Origin of the sequence: Shouchella hunanensis (assembly GCF_028735875.1) — a bacterium.
GTDB classification, from domain to species: Bacteria; Bacillota; Bacilli; order Bacillales; family Bacillaceae_D; genus Shouchella; species Shouchella hunanensis.
Map to the genome: position 1 here is coordinate 683,075 of NZ_CP117834.1, position 21,927 is coordinate 705,001.

A 21,927-nucleotide genomic window follows, 5' to 3' on the forward strand; every position below is an offset into this window, starting at 1 on the left:
TACTATTTGAAAAACGAAGGGAGCGACATTCCTTTGCCTACTTGGCTTCAGAATCAATTAAAAAAGGCATATAGCGAAAAGAATCGCCACCAAGTAAAAGTACTTAATCAGTGCTGGTTTTATTATAGATCTACTGTCCAAAGTCGCTTAAACAGTAAAAAAACCATCTAAATTTTATCACAAAAAAGGAGAGGCGTCATGCTCTCCTTTTCATTATTGTGGTTGCTTCATCGTTAAGGCAATTCGCTCTTTCTCGAAGTCAATGGTTTCCACCCATACGGTAACAATTTCACCGATTGAGACTACATCAAGGGGATGCTTCACAAAACGATTGGCTAATTTAGAAATATGAACGAGTCCATCTTGTTTAACGCCGATATCAACAAAAGCACCAAAATCTACAATGTTCCGTACCGTTCCTTGAAGCTCCATTCCTTTTTGTAAGTCTTCCATCTTTAAGACGTCTTGCTTTAATTGTGGAGCTGTGACTTCATCTCTTGGATCACGGTTTGGTCGTACAAACGCATCAAGTAGATCTTGTAATGTATGGTGACCGATTTCTAGTTCTTCTTCAAATGAAGATGTTGCTTGTCCTGTTAGTTTCGCTTTCAACTGCTCGCTTCCAATATCCTGTGGCGTCATATCTAGCTTTTCTAAGATTGCTGTTGCTTCTGAATAACTTTCGGGGTGGATTGCTGTTGCATCAAGCGGATTTTTCCCACCGGCAATACGTAAAAACCCAACTGCCTGTTCCAAAGATTTTTTACCGAGTCGAGGCACTTTTTTAAGTTCACTCCTACTTGTGAAGGCACCATTTTCATCACGGTATGCAGCAATATTCGTTGCTTGCGTTTTATTTAGACCTGCTACATAAGATAATAACGACGCAGACGCCGTATTCACATTAACCCCTACTCGGTTGACGACGGTTTCGACGGTAAAGCTCAGCGATTCATTTAACTTCTTTTGCGTTACATCATGCTGATATTGACCAACGCCAACCGATTTTGGATCGATTTTCACAAGCTCAGCTAGTGGGTCTTGTAATCGTCTGGCAATGGAGATCGCACTTCGTTGCTCGACTTGCAGGTCAGGAAACTCTTTGCGCGCAAGTTCGGAAGCAGAATAGACACTCGCGCCTGCTTCGTTCACAATAACATAATACACCGTTTCATCCATTTCTTTTAGAACGGTTGCGATGAACTGTTCTGTTTCTCTTGAGGCTGTACCATTTCCAATTGCAACCATGTTCACTCCGTGCTTCTTCACGAGATTTCGAATAACGTTCGCTGCTTCTTTCTCTTTATGATGCGGTGCTGTTGGATAGATAACGCCAATATCGAGCGGCTTGCCTGTTTGGTCAATCACAGCCCATTTACAGCCTGTACGAAACGCAGGGTCCACACCTAAAACCATTTGCTCTTTCATTGGTGGTTGTAACAATAGCTGCTTTAAATTCTCTGCGAATATTGATATGGCTTGTTCTTCAGCGACTTCCGTAAGCCTATTACGCACATCTCGTTCAATGGAAGGTTCAATGAGCCTCGTATAGGCGTCACTAATAGCCTTTTCCATTATTGGCACAACAGGTGAACGCTTTTCTCCAATAGATAGGCGTGTTAGTTTGAGAATAAACGCTTCTTTCGGAAACGTAACAGCCACTTTAAGAATTTGCTCTTTTTCCCCTCGATTTAGCGCAAGCGTTCGGTGCGGTACAATCGTTTTAACCGATTCCTGATACGCATAATAATGGCTAAAGACACCTTTTTCATCTTCTGCGCCTTTTTTTAGTTCAGCCGTCATTAAGCCCTCTTTCATTGCTGCATTACGAAGGTTTTCACGTACTTTCGGATCTTCCGCAATGACCTCGGCTATAATATCATTCACACCAGCTAAAACATCCTCCACTTCATGTAACCCATGTTCGTCGCTAAAGTAAGCAGCAGCTTCTTCCTCGATACGAAATTCAGACGGGAATGTTACTATTTTTTGCGCTAATGGCTCTAAACCTTTTTCTTTTGCAACCGTTGCTCTTGTACGGCGTTTTTGCCTAAACGGCCGATACAAATCTTCTACTTGCTGCAATTGGGTGGCTGCAGTAATCTTTGTTGTTAACTCCGGCGTTAATTTATCTTGTTCCTTAATTAAACGAATGACTTCATCTTTTCGCTCAGACAGATTTTTTTCATACTCATATGTATCCGCAATCGCTTTGATTTGCACCTCATCAAGTGCACCTGTTTGTTCTTTACGGTATCGGGCTATAAAAGGGACAGTATTGCCTTCTTGCAACAATGACACGACATTCTTTACTTGTTTGTGCGTTAAGTTTGTTTTTTGAACCGTTTGTTGAATCCATTGCTCCATTGTATGTTCCTCCTTTTTTCCACTTCTTCCATCATAACATAAAAAAATAAGCAGCCGCTTCTCAGCACTGCTTACTTGAAATTCCCTACCATTAACGTTGCATCATCTTTTTGACTATAGAACTTTCCATTTAAAAGTTTCTCACTTACGGCTTTTGCTGTTGCCGTATATTCACGTACTTTCGGCAATTGTTCAACGCCATCAGTAAACATAATAAAGGACGAGCCAGGTTTATAGTGGAATTGTTCGCTACTGAGCTTTTGAACACGACCACAAAGATAGCCTCTCTTAGGCATTGGTTGTACCACCGTGCCGTCGGGATGATATAAAATAAACCCAATATTACCAAAATTAGAATACGTAACGGTAGAAGCGTTATAGTCAATGCGGAGCAACGTAATAACAGCACCTCTTTCATTTGTAAGGTACTGATTACAGTGCTCTAGTATTTGCTCTGCTTCCTCATTATGATGATCTTGAATAGCACGAATGGCTTTTTCAGCGGAAAGGTGAGCTCCTTTTCCACTGCCAAGACCGTCAATGACTGCGCAAATCGTGTACGCACTGCTCTGGAATACGATATGGCCATCTCCACACACTGTATTGCCAGGTTTTGTTTTTTGAACCGTCGCTACATCAATGTGATGATCCTTATAGAGTGTAACCATTAAAAGATCTCCGTAGGCTCTATTCGAATAGAATCGCGAAGTTTTTGTAACGCCCTTCGTTGCAATCTTGATACGTGCATTTGAGAAATGCCAAGTTTTTCACCTGTTTCTTTCTGGCTTAAGTTCTCATAGTACGTACACTGTAAGATCTCTTTCTCTCTCTCATTTAAAACCTGAAATGCCTTTTCTAACAACATTCTTTGGTCGGCTTGTTCATAACCAGTGTCATCGTTCCCTACCAAGTCAAGGAGTGTGACTTCTCCTCCTTCTTGGTCAGCTTCTAGCGAACGATTTACTGAAAGAGCTTGATAACTTTTGCTCATTTCCATTGTCTCTAGTACTTCTTCTTCCTCTACTTCTAGATACTGAGCAATTTCATGAACGTACGGAGAACGTTGCAATTCGATGGTAAGAGCATCGGCAGCTTTTTTGATTTTAGGACCCAGTTCTTTTATTCGTCTTGGAACGTGTACACTCCACGTCTTATCACGAATAAAGCGTTTAATTTCCCCAACTATAGTCGGAACCGCAAACGATTCAAAGCTTCGTCCAAATTCCTCATTATAACGGTTTAATGCGGCGAGTAAGCCGACCATCCCCACTTGAAAGAGATCTTCGTCATACTCTCTTCCTTTCGAGAATTTTCGTGATAGAGAGCGTACAAGCGCTTCAAAATGCTTTACGAGACGTACTTGAACTTCTTCGGAACCTGTGCGCTGGTATTCTTCAATCCATTTATAGATGTCATCCTTATTCTGATTGTAAGGAAGAGATTCCGTCGACACTTTCCTTCACCCCACTCTCGTAAAGGTACTTTGTCATAACAAGCATTACACCGTTATCTTCATTAATTTCTACTTTATCCATTAACGTACTAATGAGGAATAAACCAAGCCCTCCTTCCTTTAGGTCTCCTACAGGTTTTTTCGCGTCAACTGGTCCGAGACGACTTTCGACTTCCGCAATATCAAAACTTTTGCCTTGATCAGCAACGACAATTTGAATGCGATCCTCATAAATATAGCAAGCTAAAGAAATAAAACCGTCTTCAGAATACGCATGTTCTACAACATTTGTACACGCCTCTGCAACCGCAATCTTCAGATCTTCAATATCGTCGTAAGAAAAACCCAATCGATTCGCAATACCTGAGACAGTCAAACGCGCAATGCTCACATATTCTGGCTTAGCAGGGAGCTCAAGATGGATTCGATCATTTTGTTCCATCACCCTTGTCCCTCCTTCGATTTAATTGAAATAACTTCGTCTAAACCAGTAATAGAGAATAGACGTTTAATACGAGAAGTCATTCCTAATAACGTTAGTTCACTGTTCGTCGCATCTGTTGCTTTTAACACACCAACAAACACACCTAAGCCTGTGCTATCAATATACTCCACTTCATCAAAGTGAATATTAATTTGTTGATTTTCTTTTTCTGCTAATGGGAGTAGCGATTCTTTTAATTGAGGTGCTGTGTACGCATCAATTTCTCCCGCAAGATGTATATGATAAGTGGAATCCACTTGTTCCGATTTTATTGAAAGGTTCATACTTGTTACTCCTCCTCAAAGACCATTTCAGTTCCATTGTACTCTCTTACCACGTAACAAACTTTATTAAACCTTTCTCCGCAAAATAATGAGGGTGAAATCATCACGTAAGGTGAAATCTTGGAGCTTCATTAACTCTTCATACACATGATCGACCATTTCCTGCGCACTTAAATGCATATAATTGCGAATGAGATTTGTAATTTCTTCTCTCTCAATAAATTCATCACCGATTCTACATTCGGTCACACCATCTGATAAAAGAACAACAAAATCACCTATCTCCAAATGTCGAATGTATTCACGGTATGTGGTTTTTCTAGAGACTCCTAGAACTAATCCTTTTGCGCGAAGTTCTTCAAAAGAATCTTCTTTTTCATTGTAAAAAAAGCCTGGCTCGTGACCAGCTCCAGAATAATGAAAATCAGACGTTGTTCTGTTATAGTATCCATACATCATCGTAATAAACATACTATCGTCAACATTTTGTTCGACTACTCGGTTTAAGTTCCCCAACAAAACAGACGGCTCCAGCTGTTGTTCAGACGGTAAACTATCCATAGCATATTTAATCATCGACATACACAATGCCGCCGGGACACCTTTGCCAATAATATCAGCTATTGCCATTCCTAATCCTCTATTGTCGTCATGGACGTAGTGATAGTAATCTCCACTCATTTTTTTAGCTGGAACAGACACAACTCCGATATCAAGAAAGTGCGCTTTTGGCTTTTCTTGTGGCATGAGGGTCTGCTGCATACTCGCCGCAACATCAATTTCTAATTCTAATTCTTGCTGACGGTTTCTTAATATTTGGTGTTCTTGATAAGCTAAGCCATATCCCATCATGACCTCTAAGAGTAAGTCAAAGGAATCCTTTACTTTCTTATCAATAGTAGGCAGCAATTCTGTTAATAATTTGAAATGAATGCTCACAAACTCTTCTGGAGAAATTTGTTGCTCCAGAAGAAATTTGCTTATTTTTTGCGCTTCATAAAGACTTTCTTCAGATTGTTCTTCAAGAAATTCTTTAAGAATTCGCTTATAGGAGAGTTGCAGTTTATGATCGGTTAGTCGCATTCACTCCCCTCCTTATCTTGTCCATTTTGTCGCGGTAATTGTTGTGCCAACTCCTACCTCAGAATCAATAGTAAATTCATCCATTAATCGTTTTACACCAGGTAAACCTGCACCTAAGCCGCTGGAAGTTGTGAACCCATCCACCATCACTTGTCGGATGTTTTGTATACCAGGGCCTTCGTCTTTCGCTGTCACACGAATTCCTTTACGCGGTCTAGCGTTGTTTAAGTCTTCCACAATTTCAAGGATGATTTCTCCTCGGTTTGCGTATAAATAGATATTCCGTGCTAGTTCAGAGATAGCTGTTGTAATGCGCGCTTGATCGACATTGCCAAAACCAATTTGGCGAGACAGGTCACGACCTGCTTGTCTAGCTGCCACAATACCCCACTCATTATTTACTTCAACAGCGGATTGGAGATTATCCATACTTAACCCTCCAATTCCTGTTGCAAACTTGCGAGTCCTTGTTCAAGGTCTAGAGCAGTTGATACGCCCTCTAATTTAATTCCCATGTCAATAAGAGTAATCGCAACAGCAGGTCGAATGCCTGTGAGTACGACTCTTGCCCCCATTAAACTTGACATATCAACTACATCACCTAAAACCTTTGCAATAAAAGAGTCAATCATATCAACACTTGTTAAATCGATAACAACACCGTTAGAGCCTTCCTCATGAATTTTACCTAATAAATCTTCTTGAAACTGAAGAGCGGTTTGATCATCGAGTTCGGTTTGTATACTAATTAACAAATACTGATTCAATTTCAGAATTGGAATTCTCATATTCCATTCTCCTTCCAATTACATATCCGTTAATTGTTTCCCAGTTAGTTCCAAGGCGGTAACAACGCCTTTTCGTAATGTGCTTTTCGTAGGGAATTTCGTTAAATCAATACCTAAATTAACAATGGTTTGTGCGATTTCAGGTCGAATTCCTACAAGTATACACTTAGTTCCTACAAGTCGTACAGCTTCTGATGCTTCAATAATATGATGCGCAACCATTGTATCGACAACAGGTACACCTGTAATATCAATTAATACAACTTTTGATCGGTTTTCTATAACACCCTCTAAAAGGTTTTCCATAATCAGTCGCGCCCTGGCTGTGTCAATACTGCCAATGAGGGGCATGACTGTTATGCCTTCAAAAACAGGGATTAGCGGTGCAGATAACTCTAACAGAGAGAGTTTTTGAAGTTCAATCGTTTTTTCCCATGCTTTCGAATAATCTTTAACAATTCGATTCATCCGTTTATCGATCCACTCATCAAGTTCAATTAAAAACTCAAGCGCTTCTTTTTTTTCAAATTCTGATTCAAGAACAAGAGTTTGACACGCTTTTCGAAGTAGTTGAATGGATTGAGACAAAAAATGAAGTGTACCCCCATTTTGAATATAGCGAAGAACGTAATCATTAATTTTACTATCTAATTTGTCTCTGCGCTCGTCAGCTGCTTCCAGCATTAAGTCTAGAAACTCTTGATTCGTCTCATGAAATGATTTATCGGTAAGGGATTGTAAGTAGTTTTCAGATCGAAGTTCCGCTAGCTTCTTTCCCCAATCATCGAGTAGTTTACCCCTATTCTTTTTTAGATACGAGACAATATAGGACTGCATCGCCTTGTCTCCTCCTCCCACTAAAAACATCCTTACCTCTATTATTTCACGAGTTTCGTTTGGTTGCAAAGAATTATATTTGGGAATCGTCGACTAATTTATGCTCATCCAGTATTTACACACAAAAAAACCCCTTTTCAGCGATAGGGGTTAAAAATCAATTAAACCTAAACTAATAGTCAATGCCTTGTCTACCGACTGCATCATCTTTTCATCTAGATGAGTAATTTTATCTGTTAATCTTTGTTTATCAATTGTTCGAAGCTGTTCAAGTAAAATAACAGAATCTCGATCAAATCCGTACTTGCTTGCATTAATTTCAACATGCGTAGGTAATTTAGCTTTTTGGATTTGTGCCGTTATCGCTGCAACAATTACCGTAGGACTAAATCGATTTCCAATGTTATTTTGAATGATGAGAACTGGTCGTACCCCACCTTGTTCTGATCCTACAACTGGAGATAGATCAGCAAAATAGACATCTCCCCGTTTCACTATCAAAGGCTACACCCCGCTAACGAGACGTGTCAGCGTATGATTAGCTTCCTCCTCAGCAAGAAAAGCTTCTGATGCAATGGTTAGATTAATCTTTGCCATTTCCATATAGCCTTGTTGCATCGATTCGCGAATTTCAGCCTTTAGTTCAGCACGGTCTTTTAATCTTGGATCATTCCATTTTTCTTGTTCAAGCACAATGTCCACCTCATTCAATCAGTGTATGGCTTAAGACAGCCGAATTAGTCCGTTTCTTCTACTCGAGTAATATACATGTTTCATCATAGCATCCCCACCATTACTTTGCAAAGCCTCTTTTTAAAAAAGATGAGTAATCGTGTAATTTCATCTAACATCGCGTTTATCTTAAGCCTATCATTACCCACTCTTGTTAATCTATGCAGTGAACCAAACATTTAGATGTCTTCCGTTAAAAAAGCAAGAAAACAAGGAAAAAACCAGGCACAGAGATTACTCCGCACCTGGTTGTTATCAAGTGTCTCTTTAAGTAGTCAATTACTTTTCGCCAACAGCAACAACTGAACGTGCTACTTCAATCAGCTCATCCATCTCCATATCTTGTGATAATAAGGAGAAATCTGAACCATTGTGGGACCACATAATGGTATCATTTACTTGAATTCCTACAGCAAAGCCAAGGTCAACCACTTTCGCTGACACTAGATTCTGCGGAGTAGATGCAGGAACGACTTGCGCTTGCTCTTGAATAAGCGTAAACGACTTTTCACCTGTATACTGTTGTACAAAGGTCGTACGGTCTCCAGTCTCAACTTGATCCTCTTCTGGTTGATCATTAACGCCATCTGGAACAAATTCAGGGTAGTAAATACGGAACTCTTCATTTAATTCTTCTTCTGGGTCAGCCATTGTCGGTTCTGACATTTGTGCACCTGTCATGACTTTCTCCGTTTCGAATTCTTCTGCCGCAACAGTAGGATTCTTTTCAAATTCTGTAAACGTTAAATCTACAAGCACTTTTTCGTCTGCATCCATTATCTTGACAGAGGCTGGCTTCAAATCCTTTTTGTGTAGACGAATTTCTTGGCTATTCAAATTTTTATTTTGGTACATGGTTGCTGTCTTAAAAATATAGAAGTCGTCGTCTTGTGAAAATTCCATATCAGCACCTAAGCTAATATCTTTTAACAACGATTCATACAAATAAGCTTGGCTGCTTGTTTTTGGCCAATCGCTTTGAAAGCGGAATACTTTGTTTAAAGCCGGTGTAAGAACAAATACACCTTCGTCATTTTTTAAAATAATTTGGCTTTGATCATTGGTTTTATTTTTCAAATCCACCTTATAATACGATTGATCCTTTTGCATCACTTCAACGTCATACGTTTGCGGCTCTTGACCTGTTGCTAACTGCATGGTTGCTTTTGATGTGTAACTTGTTGTTTCTTCTAACGCCTTATCAACATCGTTTAGTACATCTTCTTGCGATTTCTCTCCACATCCTACTAAAATGACCACCATAAAAGCAGCCACTAGTGAAAGCCACATCTTTTTTCTCATCTTACCATTCACCCCTTCAGCTCACATTCGGCGATTGGACAAAATCCAATACCCCTGTTGCTGTAAACTATATGAGCGGGGTCCAAGCAATATGCAGACAAGTCGTGACAAGTTTTTAGGAATCTTCTAGAATGACTTGCGCAAAGGCGTATTCCTTCGAGTGAGTAATGGATAGATGGCATTTATTTTTTTTTTGTCGTTTAAACCAAATCTCAGGTTTTCCTGTCTCACTCGCTAAAATTTCAATGTCTTGAAACGAGAGATGACGTCCAATTCCAGAACCGATTGCTTTGGCGTATGCTTCTTTTGCCGCGAATCGTCCAGCAATATATTCAATTTTCCTCGCTTCACCGGCAGACGCAATTCGTTCGTATTCTTGCTTTGTTAAGATGCGTTCGATAAAACGCTCTGGATGACGTAGCACCAGGTTCCGGATGCGGTCAATTTCAATAATATCAATACCTGTTCCGATAATCATTTTATGCCACCCTTCTTTGTGTTGGTCTTGGAATGGAACTGGTATAATAGCAATAGAATAAGGATGAAGATTCTATGTAAAAGGAGCTTGCTTATGTTTTTTAGAAATGAAACTTTTTCTTCCTATACGAGGAATTACCCAGTTGTTACAACCATTATCGCTGTAAACCTACTTATTTTTATTCTGATGATGTTCTTTCCTATTATTCGTGAAAGAGGGGTCGGTTTTAATTTGGCCATTGAATATGGAGAGTATTGGAGGCTAATCACGCCTATTTTTCTCCATAATGACCTCATTCACCTTGCTTTTAATATGGGCGCGCTTCTCATATTCGGACCGGCCCTCGAATCAATGATGAAGAAATGGAAATTCCTTTTACTATTTCTACTACCCGGTATTTTAGCGAACATTGTTACCTTTTATTTACAACATAGTTATTACATGCATCTTGGTGCTTCTGGCTCTATTTATGGCTTGTTCGGTGTTTACTTGTTCATTTATTTGTATCGTGAAGATCTCATTAGTAGACAAACGTCTCAGATTATCGTGCCGTTAGTTATTATTGGTGTTATTATGACCTTCCTTAACCCTAGTATAAGCATAACTGGTCATATTTTTGGTCTTGTATCCGGTGGTTTACTTGCGCCATTGTTTTTAATTGGTGCATCAACGCCATTTGTCTATCGAACACGTACACGAAAAGCTTATTTTGATGATGATGAGGTCTCGTTTAATCCAGATCGCTGGAAAAACCGTGGACGTAACCGAAAAATAAAAAAAGTGCTTCTAGTAGTCGGCATTCTTCTATTTTTAGGATTTGTCTTCCTCCAGTCCCTTCCTCAGTAATAAACCGCAATCCTCTCACACGACCGGTCAGCATAGTCATAGAGTTGTCCGCATATGTATAAATGAGCTTGGCTAATTGTTGTGTGAGGGTGATAAAGTGGGAAAAGGATTACGTTATGTACTCGTATTATTTTTAGGCTGTCTCCTAATAAGTGTAGGAATTAATTTCTTCTTCGTGTCTTATCATCTTTTAGATGGTGGCATTATTGGAGTCGGATTAATTGCCCACTATTTGTGGAACGTTCCAGTGGGAATGACCATTATCGTTGTCAGTATCCCTATTTATATTTTAGCATGGATGTATTATCGACCATTTTTTTTCAATTCATTGGCAGGTGTCATTGTTTCATCACTCATGATCGATTTCTTTGCTGCATTTATTCCTGAAACACCTATCCTTGGTCCTTTAACTAGCGCCGTACTCGGTGGTTTAATGCTTGGCGTCGGTGCCGGCATTATGTTTTTGCTCGATATTAGTACAGGCGGTTTTGATCTCTTAGCGCAAATGATTTCAGCGAAAACCACTTGGAATGTGGGTGTCCTCATTGTTGGCTTTGATCTAGCTGCAGTTGTCGCCGGTATACCCGTCATTACATTTGATGAAATTATCTTGTCGACTATCGCTGTGATTGCAACAGGTTTCGCTACAACTGTTATTACAGCTGTCGGAGGGGTCAATGCCCACCCGAGACCTCCTTTAAGTATTTAAGGCAGCTGTAAATCACCTGAAAAAATCCAGTAAAGTGCTCCATACACTACAGCAACGCTTGCAATTAAAATAAACCAAAATCGATTGCTTTTCTTCATTTAACAACCACCTCTTTTCAAACCATATTGTACAAAAAAGGCGTCGCAATTGCGACGCCTTTTTTTATTCATCTTCTTCGTTATCATCGTGACGGTTTTCTTCATCCGTAAGGTTTTCGTTATTTGGTTCAAAGAAACGTAATAAATCTCCGTAAATCACCTTATCAGAGTACTCGAGATCTGACGTGGCACGCTCAGCGTATTCACCACACGCATCTACTCCCTCTTCCTCTTCAATCGGTTCTCCTGTTTCTTTATTGTAACAAGTGTTATTCGTCCAAACGACATCATCTGTTATAAATGAACCATTCCGTAAAACAGCAAACGAATCTCTCTCAGGCGCAAACAAATCTGACCCAAATTGAATATCTTCCTTCGTACTCATACCTAGTAAATGCATAAGCGTTGGTTGAACGTCAATTTGTCCACCAACTGTGTCAATGGTTTCACCCTCATGGCCAGGAATGTGAATAAACAAAGGTACACGCTGTAATTGAATCGTATCAAAAGGCGTAATCTCTTCTTTTCCTAAGTACTCAGCCATTGATCCATTATGATTTGTAGAGATCCCGTAGTGATCACCGTATAAAATAAAGATGGAATCCTCATACAAGCCAGCTTCTTTAATGTCGTTAAAGAATTGCTCCACAGCATAGTCCATATAACGAACTGTTGGGAAATAACGATTTAATGTTCCGCTTCTAAATTCCCCTTCCGCAATCATCTTATCTTCTTCACCTAATTCAAACGGAAAATGATTCGTTAATGTAATAAACGTTGTGTAAAACGGTTTCGGTTGCTCTTGTAATAGCTCAATTGATTGCTCAAAGAATTCACGATCTTTCAAACCCCAACCAATTGAATTCTCTTCTGTTACATCATAGTATTCAACGTCATAAAACTTATCGTATCCAAGTGAATCATACACAATATCTCGATTCCAAAATGACCGATTGTTTGCATGCATGACTGACGTATAATAACCATTCTCACCTAGAATATTTGGTGTCGCGTTATATTCATTCTGTGCGTGGGTAAAGAAAACCGCACCACTACTACGCCCAAACATTGAATTTGCTACAATAAATTCTGAATCAGACGTCTTCCCTTGTTCTGTTTGATGATAAAAATTCTCAAAGTAATAGCTGTTTTCTTTCAGTTCATTTAAAAACGGTGTAATCTCTTCTCCGTTTAAATCATTATCGATAACGAAGGACTGTAGAGATTCTAAAGAAATCATGAAGACATTTTTGCCTTCAGCTGTACCAAACATCTCAGAGTTAGGTTCTTTATGATTTGCTTGTACATAGTTTTGAACTTCAACTATGTCAGAGCTATCTGCTAGTACACGCTGAGCCCTAGACTGTGACTGCAGAAACACATCATACAAATGAAAATTAAACACACCAATGTTCTTCACTAACATATCACGGTCAAAGGAACGTGTTAAAAGCTGTGGTCTTTCCGTTTGAGCTAGTGTTAGATTCCCTAAGAAAAGAAGAATGGATAGGGAAAACAGCAAAATCGGTTCACGCTTAAGACGGCCTACGACAGGTACTTTTTGTCTAAACACAAAATAAGCAAGGATAAATACATTTGAGAAAATGAAGAGATCCCAAATGTTCATTAATTCAAATACACTTGATGATAAATCCTGCATATTGTTTGTCTGGAACAATACAGGTAATGTTAAAAAATCTGAATAAAAACGATAAAACATTAGATTGCCGTACAAAATAAAAGAACCAATAAAAGAAAGCACAACAATCATGATATTTCGTGCTCGATTCTTAAATAATAGGGCAATCGCTAAAAGCAGTATGGATGAACTAATCGGGTTTATAAACAATAAAAACTCTTGCATCATATTCTCAGTTGGAATTGTAAACGATATTTTATAGAGAATATACGTTGTTAGCGACAATAGAACGACAGCAAGCCAAAAAAACTTTAATCGTCTAAAGCCCGCTTTAATCTTGGTCATATCGTTAGTCTCCTCTCATAACACGAGTGTGACCCTTATTTTCTTTTTTATCTAGTTGTTGGGTTCTACAAAGAATAAGTTTATCAAAAATCATTCACCTTGAATACCATTCCACGGACATAAGAAATTTTCACACTGGTTTTACATTTTCTTTACATTTTCAATAAATTCTTCGTACGAAACGCCTTGTTCATAAATCTCATTGGCAATCGTACCCACATAGCGTAAGTGCCATGGCTCATAGCTATAACCTGTTATTTCTTGCTTTCCTTCAGGGTAACGAACGATAAAGCCAAATAGATGAGCATTTTCTTCAATCCAAATACCCTCTTCTGTATCTCCAAAAGCCTCCGTTAAACCGAAGTTCACGCTAGAAGACGAAACGTCCATTGCCAAACCGGTTTGATGCTCACTAAAACCAGGTTGTGCGACTAATGTTTGATCAAGCCCACTTTGAATTTGTTGATTTTTAAACAACTCATACTGACGTTCAAACGAACGAAACCCTGAGTTCGCATAAAGGATATGTCCATTCAATTCAGCCTCATAGAAGAGTTGTTCAAGAGCATCTGCTGCTTCTTCTCGTAAATACGATCGCTCCTGTATGCCTTCGTACGGTCTGCGTACATCAGGAACAACCAAATCAGCTGGCTCATAATCAACTGGTAACCGATTATCCAAATTAACATTCGCTTCAATATTCTCCGGATTTTGTATAATTGGATCACCTTGCACAGTGATCACATCATTTAATTCAATTATACGGTTATCGCCATCAGCAAGTTCCGCTTCTGGCATTTTTTCTTCTTCAGTCACTTGCTCTGCCTCATCTTCTGAAGGAGAACACCCTGCTAATAAAGCACTAATAATAACTGCAGGTATCCAATAGTTTTTCATCCCACTCATCCTTGCTCTCTATTCTTATCGTCTAATAGTAAAGGACTTCTCGGGTTTTTTCAATCTTGTCCCACCATTTTATTCTATTTAGGATATGCATGAAGAAACGACTTTATGAAGAGATGGAGGTTGGTTTTTTAGCCAGTTTAAGGGAATCGGCTTTTCCTTTCGATACCCTTGTTTTTAAACACTAAACCTCTTCTTTTATGTGTAAGTGCCAACGAAAAAGGGTACAGGAATTAAACGACTATTACAAATGAGGTGGATAGACAATGAATCGAGAGCGTTTTTATGTAACAGTTGATATGGCTATGATGAAAATTGCAAAAGAAAAAATACCTGATAATACCATTCAGTACGAAATTTATGCGAATCAAGAAGAGGTTGACCGCATTCAAGCAATAATTGAGCAGTTAAAGTCGGAAGATTTTCGTCAAGAAGAAATTTTCCAGCGTCCTTTTCAAGAAAAAAAAGCAGATGAAGATAAAGAAATGACGGATAACGAACTTCAAGAACTTTATACGATTATTTACGACCTTGGAACAGTGGAAACGAAAGAGGTTGTCAAAGACTTGAAATAAAAGAGCGAAAAGAGGGCGTATGCGCTCTTTTTTTGTGGTACAATAAAGATAACGCTTTCACAAATAAAGAGGTGGTTCTTCAGATGGAAATGAATGGACTTATGGGTGGCGTATACCGTATCGCTGAATGGATCATGCGATTAGCAGCCATTAATTTGCTTTGGATTCTATTTACTGTAGGAGGACTTGTTGTTGGAGGCTTATTTCCAGCTACTCAAGCTGCATTTGCAGTAACAAGACAGTGGATTCGAGGCGAAACAGATCTTCCAATTTTCAAAACCTTTGTCCACTATTTTAAAAAAGATTATTTGAAAGTTCAAATAATGGGTCTTTGTTTAACGATTATCGGCTTCGTGCTGTATATTGATCTCGTTTTTATTTATCAATCGGCAAACCCTTACGTACAGTTATTAGCGTTCCCTTTACTCATTTTGACGTTTATCTATATCCTCACCTGCTTTTATGCTTTTAGTGCGTTTGTTCACTACGAGTTATCCGTCTTTAAATTGTTAAAGCATGCCGCTTTACATACGGTTGTGCGACCGTTTTTAAGTATTGGCATGCTCATCACTTGTGCTGGTGTTCTGTTTTTAATGTTCCAATTTCCAGGAGTGCTTCCATTCTTCGGAGTCTCGATACCCATCTTTTTGTTGATGTGGTTTTCTCACACAGGGTTTGTTCGAAACGAAGAAAAACAAAAGAGTCAAGCAGCTTAATATCAGCTGCCTTATAAACGAAGCGTACCGCCAATGGGTAGGACGCTTTTTTTCTTTTCATTTATTCCTTTTTCTTTCCATGCTTGTTCAAACCGTTCGAGAGCTTCTGGTCCTGTATCATCGGCTAAACGAAAGGTTCCATAGTGCATCGGCACCATATGACTTGCTCCTAAATCAATAAATGCTTGTACCGCGTCTTCCGGTTTCATATGATCGAGCTCCATAAACCACTCAGGTTCATAAGCGCCGATTGGAACTAACGCATAATCAATTGACTTTATCTTTTGTAGTTGCTTGAACCCTTCAAAATAACCACTATCACCTGCAAAGTATAGCGATTGAGCTGTGGACTCTAAGACCCAACCACCCCATCGTGACGTATTCGTGTCAAATAAGCCTCGTTTCACCCAATGTTGCGCTGGTACAAACGTTAGCGTAACGTTTTGATTTGACCATTCTTCCCACCAGTCTAATTCCACTATCCGTTCTTCTAAAAACCCTTTCTTCTTTAGAAGCGCCTTTAACCCTCTAGGTATTAAAAAAAGTGGGTCACCAGGTAAATGCCGTAATGATTGAATATGCAAATGATCATAGTGACCGTGAGAAATAAGGACAACATCTATTTCTGGTAAATGTTGAATAGGAATGGTAACTGGTACATTTCGCTTCGTTGTTCCCATAAAATTCGTCCAAACTGGATCTGTTACCACTGTTAGTCCATTGATACGAATCAAGAAAGTCGCATGCCCTATCCATGTTAAACTATCTACATTGGCATTGTGAATTAGCCTATAATCTGGCTGGTGCTTAACAGCGATCGTCTTTGTTAAGTCTTTTGTCTTGCTCATTCTTTCTCGGTACCAGCTTACAAAATCCTTTAATTGATGTTGATTTTGCACACCATTCAGGTTTTCAAATCTTTGTTTTTTCAATTCTCACCAACACCTACTTTATTGAATTGGCAACACATTCCCACTATCCCCTAAAACAGATGGATACGTATAGTGAACGGATGTAAGCTGTTCTGTCGTTAACTCTAGTTGAATTGCAAGAGAAAACAAATTGATCCATTGATCTGCATAGACGGTTAAAAAATCAGCACCTAAAATCTTGCCAGTTTTTTTACAAACATATACTTTTGCTAACGCTTGATCTTCTTTTATCATCGAATAAGTGAGCCAGTCTGTCATCGATGTGTTCTTAACATAATACGCTATCCCCTCTTGATCAAGCCGTTTCTTTGTTTTCCCTACTTTTGCTAACTTCGGTATCGTGAAAACAATGGACGGCATTGCCCCTTGGTGAAGAGTTTTCTTTTGCTCTTCTAGAATATTGTGTACAACAACTGAACCTTCTTGACTTGATAAAGGTGTTAGAGGTAACGAGTGGGTTGCTGTTACATCACCAGCTGCATACACTCTTGGATTTGAAACGCTTTGCAATGTGCCATCAACATGAATACCTGTTCCATCGTAATCGACATTTGCGGCTTCAAGATTTAATTTCTTTATATTCGGTGTTCGACCAGCACCATGAACAGCTTTGTCGACAGTAAGTGTTTGTTTGTCTGTTCTTATTGTAACTTCATAATCGCTTGATTCAATACTTGAAATTTCCTCATTCCAATGAAAGGTAATGCCAATTGCTTCTGATTGTTCTATTAAAGCTTGGACGTGGTCTCGATCAAATGCTTTTAATCCACGATCACCAGAATCAATAATATGAACGTTCGTACCTGCTCGAGCAGCGAGATGAGCGAATTCAAATGAAATGTAACCACCACCGATAAAAGCGATTGACCTCGGCAACGAAGGAAGGTTTAAGAATTCTTCATTCGTTAGAAGCGTCTCGGCCCCCTTAAATGGGAGGGATGATGGCTTAAGACCAGTTGCGATAATGAACGTTTGAGCTGATAAGGTAATGGTATCAATTTGTACAGTTTCTTCATTGATGAAAGACGCATAACCGTGATAAGTATCAATGTTTGCTTGTTTCATCGATTGCTCAATCTCTTTATAAACAGAGTCTGTATAATTGTTTTTTTCCTTCATCGCATCTTCCCACTTAAAGGAAGTCGTTCCATCTATACCGGTACCTCTTAATTTCCCGGCTTGCCATGCTGTTTCACTTCGAGTGTACAGCAGCTTTTTAGGATCACATCCGAAATTGGGACACGTTCCTCCAAATCGATTTCCTTCTATAACAGCAACACGCTTAGTTGCTTCTGCTAATGGAAAAGCCGCAGCCATTGCTGCTGGTCCGCTTCCAATAATGATAACATCATATGATTCTGCCATCTTAACTCCTCCTCTATTAGCAGTGCTATTCCCTAATTCCTTTATTGAAAAACAGAAGATCGATCATATCGATACCAGACGTTCATTCTATTTTACATCACAAAAAAACAGGTAAGAAGCCAAATGCTTCTTACCTGTTGTTCGCTACATAGACTGGATATTTTTAAAACTAATCTCAATGCTTTCAAGTGGAGAACGTTCACTCACATCTTGCTCAACAATAAAATATTTCGTTCCAACCGCTTTTGCAGCTTCAATAATTCCTTTAATATCAAGCTTTCCTTCCCCTACTTCAGCAAAAGGTATATTTCCATCTTTCATGTCTTTCACATGGATAATAGGGACGCGATTTTCGTGAGCAGCTAAATATTCTGTTGCTTTATGACCTGCATATTCGACCCAAAAGGTGTCACATTCAAGAGCCATATTACACGTACGTGTATTGCGCAGCAAAATGTCCAATCCAAATTCGTCGTCAAATGTATCGAATTCAAAGTCATGGTTATGGTACAACAATACCATTCCTGCTTCTCTGACTTGATTGCCAATTTCCTCTAGTTCTTCCGCCAAATCAAAGTAGTTTGTTTTTGTTTGACGTTCTTCTTCTGTTAAGTAGGGACAGACAATGTAAGGTGTACCTACTTCTTTATGAAACGCAATGACACTTTGTAAATCATGACGCAGCTTCTCAAGAGGAACATGACTAGACCAAGGCTCTAATCCAATCTCTTCGAGCATCGCTTTCACTTCTTTTGATGAATGATCACCAAAGCCTGCGAATTCGACTCCTTGATAGCCAACTTGCTTAACCTTCTCCAAGGTTCCTTTAAAATCTTTTTCCATTTCATCTCGCAATGTATATAACGCTAGTCCGACATTCATGTTATTCGTCCTCCTTGTTAGACTTCCTTTACTGCTACAAACGATTTTGTTTCCGACGATTGAAGTGCTGCTAATACAACTTGTAACGATTTCATTCCTTCTTCACCTGTAATAGCAGGCTCTCGGTTCTCAAGAATCGACGTTACAAATTCATCGATGACACCACTTGCGACTTGGCCACCAGCATCGTTCGTTGCAATTGCGCCAACTGAGTACTGTTCAACACTGCCGTCCGTTAGTTTTACAACGACTTGGACTTCTGGATGATCGCGAATCTCAAGTACACCGTTTTCACCATAGATCGTTGTCGTATTATCTTCACCTTTGTAATAGGTCCAGCTCGCTGCCATCGTACCAATAGCGCCGCTTTCCATTTTCAATAATGTTGTTGCATTGTCATCCACATCCGCTTCTTTATGCAATGTATTTACAAATGCAGCCACTTCCGACACTTCTTCACCTAATAACCAACGCATGAGGTCAATTTTGTGAACACCTAAATCACCCATCGCACCGACAAATGCTTTCTCTTTTTTAAGAAACCACGTATCTTTTCCTTGAATACTCCAAGAGTCAGCTCCACCGTGTCCAAACGTTGTTTTAAACGTCAGCGTTTTTCCGAGTTTTCCAGACGTTAAAATTTCTTTTGCCTTCACGTGAGGCGGCATTAACCGTTGGTTGTGACCAATCATAAGCTTGACGTTGTTTTCACTTGCAGCCTTAATCATGTTCTGTGCTTCTTCTAACGAAGTCGCCATTGGCTTCTCACATAAAACATGACAACCTGCATTTGCTGCATCAATCGAAACACTAGCGTGGTCCACGTTTTGTGTACATACACTAACAGCGTCGACATCGACTTCTGCTAATAATTCTTTGTGGGAAGTAAAAACATTCGTTACACCGTACTGGTCAGCCATTCTTTGAGCGACCTCTTTAGTTAAATCGCAAAAAGCGACTAATTCAACGTTTGGATTTGCTGCATATTCTGGTACATGACGGTGTATGGCAATGGAGCCACAGCCAATAACAGCAACTTTTAATGGTTTATTCATGTTGTTTCCTCCTTATAGCCACCACATCTTTGGAGCTGGCTCTTTCATTAAGACTTGTTGTAAATTACTAACTGCTTTTTGGAACCCTTCATCAATCGACATTAATCCATCCTCATGTTCGATACTAATAGCACCATCGTACCCGACTAAGCGCAGTGCACTAATAATATCTGACCACGTTTTTAAATCATGACCATACCCAACCGATCTAAAATACCAAGCTCGATCTTGAAGATTCGCATACGATTGCATATCAAGTACACCGTGCATGTTCATGTTTTCTTGATCCATATACGTGTCTTTTGCATGGAAAAAATGAACTGCATCTTGTTTTCCAAGGATTTTAATTGCCGCAACTGGGTCAATCCCTTGCCACCATAAATGACTTGGATCAACATTTGCTCCGATAGCTGGACCACACGCTTCGCGTAGCTTTAATAGCGTAGCAGGTGAATGCACCAGGAAGCCTCCGTGTAATTCTAAGGCGATCTTAACACCATGTTCTTCTGCAAACGCTGCCATCTCTTTCCAGTATGGAATTAACTTTTCTTCCCACTGCCATTTTAAAATGTCACCATACTCGTTTGGCCAAGCGGCGACAGGCCAGTTTGGTTGTTTATCTCCTTCGTAAGCACCTGGTGTTCCTGAAAATGTCGTAACAGTTGGAACCTGCAGCGCCTGTGCTAATTTAACCGTTTGCACAAAAGATTCATGAGATGCTTTTGCAAATGCTTCATCAGGTGAAATGGCATTTCCATGACAGCTTAGACTAGAAATGGTTAAACCTCGGTCATCAACTGCTTTTTTAAACGCTTTCAATTTTGTTTCGTCTTCTAACAACTCAGCAGGATTACAGTGGGCCGTACCAGGGTAACCACCTGTTCCAATCTCTACAGTTTCAAGTCCTAAACGTTTTACATGGTCAAGCATTTCCTCGAAAGGCTTTTCAGAAAATAAAACAGTAAATACACCTAGTTTCATTTTTGGTTCCTCCTATGAAATCGATTTCATATTTCGTTAGTAAGATTCCTCTTTATTGTACTGTTTTTACGTCTGTATTTTAACCCCCTTTTTTAAAAAAAGTTGTGAAAACAGCAAAAGCCGTTCTCACAACTGATGTAAACCTGTCTGTTTCTCACTCCAGGCCCAGCATTTCATTGCTACTTCTCGATCCAACGCTATTTTTGCTGGTTTTGAAACCTTTCTGTTAATGAAGTACTTTCCTGCATCTTTTTTCACTTTATCTGATAAAGCCAAATAAAGCATTGTGTCCGCACCCTCTCTAGGTGTTAAAAAGAATGGACGAAGCAATGTATGGATTGCTTTCCCGAAGCCTGATGCACGATCCACTCCTAGATTCGTTGAAACAGCACCTGGGTGCATAGTAAATACAGACACATTTGTCTCCGCTAACCTTTCTTTTAATTCGTTTGCAAACAATAAGTTACACAGCTTTGACTGCCCGTATCCTTTTGCAACGTTGTATCCTTCATGCAAATGAGGATCTTTTTCATAGAAATGAGCCCATTCATGTGCACCAGAAGACACAATGATAATTCGCCCATCTTCTGAATGTTTTATTTGATCGAGCAGAAGATTCGTTAGCAAGAAGTGACCTAAATGATTCACACCCATTTGCATTTCAAAACCATCTTCTGTTTCCTTGCGCTTAGGATTGACAACGCCAGCATTATTAATAAGCACATCAATTGAAGCGTGCTTCTTTTTTAGTGCTTTAGCAGCTTGCTTCACACTGCTTAATGAGCCGAGATCACATAGTTGTAGTTCGACACTTCCATTTTTTTTATGTTGTTCTATATAAGACAGCGCTTCTTTTCCTCGCTTTTCATTTCGACAGAGCATCACAACGTGCATCCCACTATTCGCTAGAACGAGCGCAACACTTCTCCCCATCCCAGAATTTGCTCCTGTTACAGCTGCAACCTTCATGTGTATCCCTCCTACTGTAAGTTATTCCTTCAATTATTAAAAACGAAACTATGAAAGTCATGGTTTCACTTTTCTGAAAACGGTTATAGCAATAGTACTACAAG

The 21,927-nt window shown here is 39.4% G+C and carries 26 protein-coding genes; 5 read left to right on the top strand and 21 right to left on the bottom strand.

From position 1 onward, the window contains the following. Positions 1-33 precede the first annotated feature (33 nt). Positions 34-171, top strand: a complete 138-nt coding sequence (gene cmpA, locus PQ477_RS03720) for a cortex morphogenetic protein CmpA (RefSeq protein ID WP_144559686.1) — start codon at positions 34-36, stop codon at positions 169-171. Between the two features lie 42 nt (positions 172-213). Here cmpA and PQ477_RS03725 read toward each other — a convergent pair whose 3' ends face one another. The 13 genes from PQ477_RS03725 to acpS all read right to left on the bottom strand — a co-directional run bounded on the left by PQ477_RS03725 (position 214) and on the right by acpS (position 9,808). Further along, a complete protein-coding gene (locus PQ477_RS03725) occupies positions 214-2,367 on the bottom strand; it encodes a Tex family protein (RefSeq protein ID WP_144559688.1) in 2,154 nt (717 codons plus the stop codon). A 71-nt stretch (positions 2,368-2,438) separates the two neighbouring features. Beyond that, a complete protein-coding gene (locus PQ477_RS03730; protein ID WP_035398798.1) occupies positions 2,439-3,035 on the bottom strand; it encodes a PP2C family serine/threonine-protein phosphatase in 597 nt (198 codons plus the stop codon). Further along, positions 3,035-3,820: an RNA polymerase sigma factor SigB gene (gene sigB, locus PQ477_RS03735; protein ID WP_144559690.1), complete on the bottom strand. Its 786-nt coding sequence runs from the start codon at positions 3,818-3,820 to the stop codon at positions 3,035-3,037. Before sigB ends, PQ477_RS03730 begins: the two co-directional genes overlap by 1 nt. Then, complete coding sequence (gene rsbW, locus PQ477_RS03740) at positions 3,786-4,265, bottom strand: anti-sigma B factor RsbW (RefSeq protein WP_035398802.1); 480 nt, start codon at positions 4,263-4,265, stop codon at positions 3,786-3,788. Before rsbW ends, sigB begins: the two co-directional genes overlap by 35 nt. Next, a complete protein-coding gene (locus tag PQ477_RS03745; protein WP_035398804.1) occupies positions 4,262-4,588 on the bottom strand; it encodes an STAS domain-containing protein in 327 nt (108 codons plus the stop codon). The genes rsbW and PQ477_RS03745 overlap by 4 nt, the downstream gene beginning before the upstream one ends. A gap of 66 nt (positions 4,589-4,654) precedes the next feature. After that, positions 4,655-5,671 carry a PP2C family protein-serine/threonine phosphatase gene (locus PQ477_RS03750; protein ID WP_035398806.1) on the bottom strand — a complete coding sequence of 339 codons (1,017 nt, stop codon included), beginning with the start codon at positions 5,669-5,671 and terminating at the stop codon, positions 4,655-4,657. A gap of 12 nt (positions 5,672-5,683) precedes the next feature. Further along, positions 5,684-6,100 carry an anti-sigma regulatory factor gene (locus PQ477_RS03755; protein WP_035398808.1) on the bottom strand — a complete coding sequence of 139 codons (417 nt, stop codon included), beginning with the start codon at positions 6,098-6,100 and terminating at the stop codon, positions 5,684-5,686. Between the two features lie 2 nt (positions 6,101-6,102). Further along, positions 6,103-6,459, bottom strand: a complete 357-nt coding sequence (locus tag PQ477_RS03760; RefSeq protein WP_035398810.1) for an STAS domain-containing protein — start codon at positions 6,457-6,459, stop codon at positions 6,103-6,105. Between the two features lie 18 nt (positions 6,460-6,477). Beyond that, positions 6,478-7,296 (bottom strand): STAS domain-containing protein, encoded by an 819-nt coding sequence (locus PQ477_RS03765; protein WP_274272976.1) that lies wholly within the window; start codon positions 7,294-7,296, stop codon positions 6,478-6,480. Positions 7,297-7,446: 150 nt separating this feature from the next. Then, positions 7,447-7,797 carry a type II toxin-antitoxin system PemK/MazF family toxin gene (locus PQ477_RS03770; protein WP_035398813.1) on the bottom strand — a complete coding sequence of 117 codons (351 nt, stop codon included), beginning with the start codon at positions 7,795-7,797 and terminating at the stop codon, positions 7,447-7,449. Between the two features lie 3 nt (positions 7,798-7,800). Continuing rightward, positions 7,801-8,007, bottom strand: coding sequence for an antitoxin (locus PQ477_RS03775; RefSeq protein ID WP_206698938.1), 207 nt, complete (start codon positions 8,005-8,007; stop codon positions 7,801-7,803). A 300-nt stretch (positions 8,008-8,307) separates the two neighbouring features. Next, positions 8,308-9,330, bottom strand: coding sequence for a LolA family protein (locus PQ477_RS03780; protein ID WP_274272977.1), 1,023 nt, complete (start codon positions 9,328-9,330; stop codon positions 8,308-8,310). Between the two features lie 115 nt (positions 9,331-9,445). Then, complete coding sequence (acpS, locus tag PQ477_RS03785; RefSeq protein WP_035398705.1) at positions 9,446-9,808, bottom strand: holo-ACP synthase; 363 nt, start codon at positions 9,806-9,808, stop codon at positions 9,446-9,448. A gap of 93 nt (positions 9,809-9,901) precedes the next feature. On the opposite strand from acpS, the gene PQ477_RS03790 reads away from it, so the two are divergent. Both PQ477_RS03790 and PQ477_RS03795 read left to right on the top strand, forming a co-directional pair. Next, complete coding sequence (locus PQ477_RS03790; protein ID WP_144559694.1) at positions 9,902-10,654, top strand: rhomboid family intramembrane serine protease; 753 nt, start codon at positions 9,902-9,904, stop codon at positions 10,652-10,654. Positions 10,655-10,751: 97 nt separating this feature from the next. Continuing rightward, positions 10,752-11,363 (top strand): YitT family protein, encoded by a 612-nt coding sequence (locus PQ477_RS03795; RefSeq protein ID WP_246117062.1) that lies wholly within the window; start codon positions 10,752-10,754, stop codon positions 11,361-11,363. A gap of 162 nt (positions 11,364-11,525) precedes the next feature. Here PQ477_RS03795 and PQ477_RS03800 read toward each other — a convergent pair whose 3' ends face one another. Together PQ477_RS03800 and PQ477_RS03805 are read right to left on the bottom strand one after the other, a co-directional pair. Beyond that, positions 11,526-13,445 (bottom strand): LTA synthase family protein, encoded by a 1,920-nt coding sequence (locus tag PQ477_RS03800; RefSeq protein ID WP_052008327.1) that lies wholly within the window; start codon positions 13,443-13,445, stop codon positions 11,526-11,528. 141 nt (positions 13,446-13,586) lie between these two features. Beyond that, entirely contained in the window at positions 13,587-14,342 is a 756-nt protein-coding gene (locus tag PQ477_RS03805; RefSeq protein WP_035398703.1) for a M15 family metallopeptidase, read from the bottom strand. 272 nt (positions 14,343-14,614) lie between these two features. Between PQ477_RS03805 and PQ477_RS03810 the strand changes: the two genes are divergently transcribed. Together PQ477_RS03810 and PQ477_RS03815 are read left to right on the top strand one after the other, a co-directional pair. Beyond that, the gene (locus PQ477_RS03810) at positions 14,615-14,923 is read left to right on the top strand and encodes a hypothetical protein (protein WP_035398701.1); all 309 of its coding nucleotides are present in this window, start codon (positions 14,615-14,617) and stop codon (positions 14,921-14,923) included. An 83-nt stretch (positions 14,924-15,006) separates the two neighbouring features. Next, a complete protein-coding gene (locus PQ477_RS03815) occupies positions 15,007-15,639 on the top strand; it encodes a YesL family protein (protein ID WP_144559696.1) in 633 nt (210 codons plus the stop codon). A gap of 11 nt (positions 15,640-15,650) precedes the next feature. Here the strand turns inward: PQ477_RS03815 and PQ477_RS03820 are convergent, their stop codons facing one another. From PQ477_RS03820 to PQ477_RS03845, 6 genes are all read right to left on the bottom strand, one after another. Further along, positions 15,651-16,571: an MBL fold metallo-hydrolase gene (locus tag PQ477_RS03820; RefSeq protein WP_246117063.1), complete on the bottom strand. Its 921-nt coding sequence runs from the start codon at positions 16,569-16,571 to the stop codon at positions 15,651-15,653. Positions 16,572-16,589: 18 nt separating this feature from the next. After that, entirely contained in the window at positions 16,590-17,936 is a 1,347-nt protein-coding gene (locus PQ477_RS03825) for a dihydrolipoyl dehydrogenase family protein (protein ID WP_274272978.1), read from the bottom strand. A 144-nt stretch (positions 17,937-18,080) separates the two neighbouring features. Beyond that, positions 18,081-18,818 (bottom strand): sugar phosphate isomerase/epimerase family protein, encoded by a 738-nt coding sequence (locus PQ477_RS03830; RefSeq protein ID WP_274272979.1) that lies wholly within the window; start codon positions 18,816-18,818, stop codon positions 18,081-18,083. A gap of 17 nt (positions 18,819-18,835) precedes the next feature. After that, positions 18,836-19,873, bottom strand: a complete 1,038-nt coding sequence (locus PQ477_RS03835) for a Gfo/Idh/MocA family protein (RefSeq protein ID WP_144559700.1) — start codon at positions 19,871-19,873, stop codon at positions 18,836-18,838. Between the two features lie 12 nt (positions 19,874-19,885). Further along, positions 19,886-20,854 carry a sugar phosphate isomerase/epimerase family protein gene (locus PQ477_RS03840; protein WP_035398693.1) on the bottom strand — a complete coding sequence of 323 codons (969 nt, stop codon included), beginning with the start codon at positions 20,852-20,854 and terminating at the stop codon, positions 19,886-19,888. Between the two features lie 126 nt (positions 20,855-20,980). After that, the gene (locus tag PQ477_RS03845; protein ID WP_035394706.1) at positions 20,981-21,823 is read right to left on the bottom strand and encodes an SDR family oxidoreductase; all 843 of its coding nucleotides are present in this window, start codon (positions 21,821-21,823) and stop codon (positions 20,981-20,983) included. Positions 21,824-21,927: the final 104 nt, after the last annotated feature.

Coding starts and splice junctions, on each gene's coding strand:
- PQ477_RS03725 (WP_144559688.1), bottom strand. CDS start 2,367: ATGGAGCAATGGATTCAACAAACGGTTCAAAAAACAAACTTAACGCAC.
- PQ477_RS03730 (WP_035398798.1), bottom strand. CDS start 3,035: ATGGTTACACTCTATAAGGATCATCACATTGATGTAGCGACGGTTCAA.
- PQ477_RS03745 (WP_035398804.1), bottom strand. CDS start 4,588: ATGAACCTTTCAATAAAATCGGAACAAGTGGATTCCACTTATCATATA.
- PQ477_RS03750 (WP_035398806.1), bottom strand. CDS start 5,671: ATGCGACTAACCGATCATAAACTGCAACTCTCCTATAAGCGAATTCTT.
- PQ477_RS03755 (WP_035398808.1), bottom strand. CDS start 6,100: ATGGATAATCTCCAATCCGCTGTTGAAGTAAATAATGAGTGGGGTATT.
- PQ477_RS03760 (WP_035398810.1), bottom strand. CDS start 6,459: ATGAGAATTCCAATTCTGAAATTGAATCAGTATTTGTTAATTAGTATA.
- PQ477_RS03765 (WP_274272976.1), bottom strand. CDS start 7,296: ATGCAGTCCTATATTGTCTCGTATCTAAAAAAGAATAGGGGTAAACTA.
- PQ477_RS03780 (WP_274272977.1), bottom strand. CDS start 9,330: ATGAGAAAAAAGATGTGGCTTTCACTAGTGGCTGCTTTTATGGTGGTC.
- acpS (WP_035398705.1), bottom strand. CDS start 9,808: ATGATTATCGGAACAGGTATTGATATTATTGAAATTGACCGCATCCGG.
- PQ477_RS03790 (WP_144559694.1), top strand. CDS start 9,902: ATGTTTTTTAGAAATGAAACTTTTTCTTCCTATACGAGGAATTACCCA.
- PQ477_RS03800 (WP_052008327.1), bottom strand. CDS start 13,445: ATGACCAAGATTAAAGCGGGCTTTAGACGATTAAAGTTTTTTTGGCTT.
- PQ477_RS03805 (WP_035398703.1), bottom strand. CDS start 14,342: ATGAAAAACTATTGGATACCTGCAGTTATTATTAGTGCTTTATTAGCA.
- PQ477_RS03810 (WP_035398701.1), top strand. CDS start 14,615: ATGAATCGAGAGCGTTTTTATGTAACAGTTGATATGGCTATGATGAAA.
- PQ477_RS03815 (WP_144559696.1), top strand. CDS start 15,007: ATGGAAATGAATGGACTTATGGGTGGCGTATACCGTATCGCTGAATGG.
- PQ477_RS03825 (WP_274272978.1), bottom strand. CDS start 17,936: ATGGCAGAATCATATGATGTTATCATTATTGGAAGCGGACCAGCAGCA.
- PQ477_RS03830 (WP_274272979.1), bottom strand. CDS start 18,818: ATGAATGTCGGACTAGCGTTATATACATTGCGAGATGAAATGGAAAAA.
- PQ477_RS03835 (WP_144559700.1), bottom strand. CDS start 19,873: ATGAATAAACCATTAAAAGTTGCTGTTATTGGCTGTGGCTCCATTGCC.
- PQ477_RS03840 (WP_035398693.1), bottom strand. CDS start 20,854: ATGAAACTAGGTGTATTTACTGTTTTATTTTCTGAAAAGCCTTTCGAG.
- PQ477_RS03845 (WP_035394706.1), bottom strand. CDS start 21,823: ATGAAGGTTGCAGCTGTAACAGGAGCAAATTCTGGGATGGGGAGAAGT.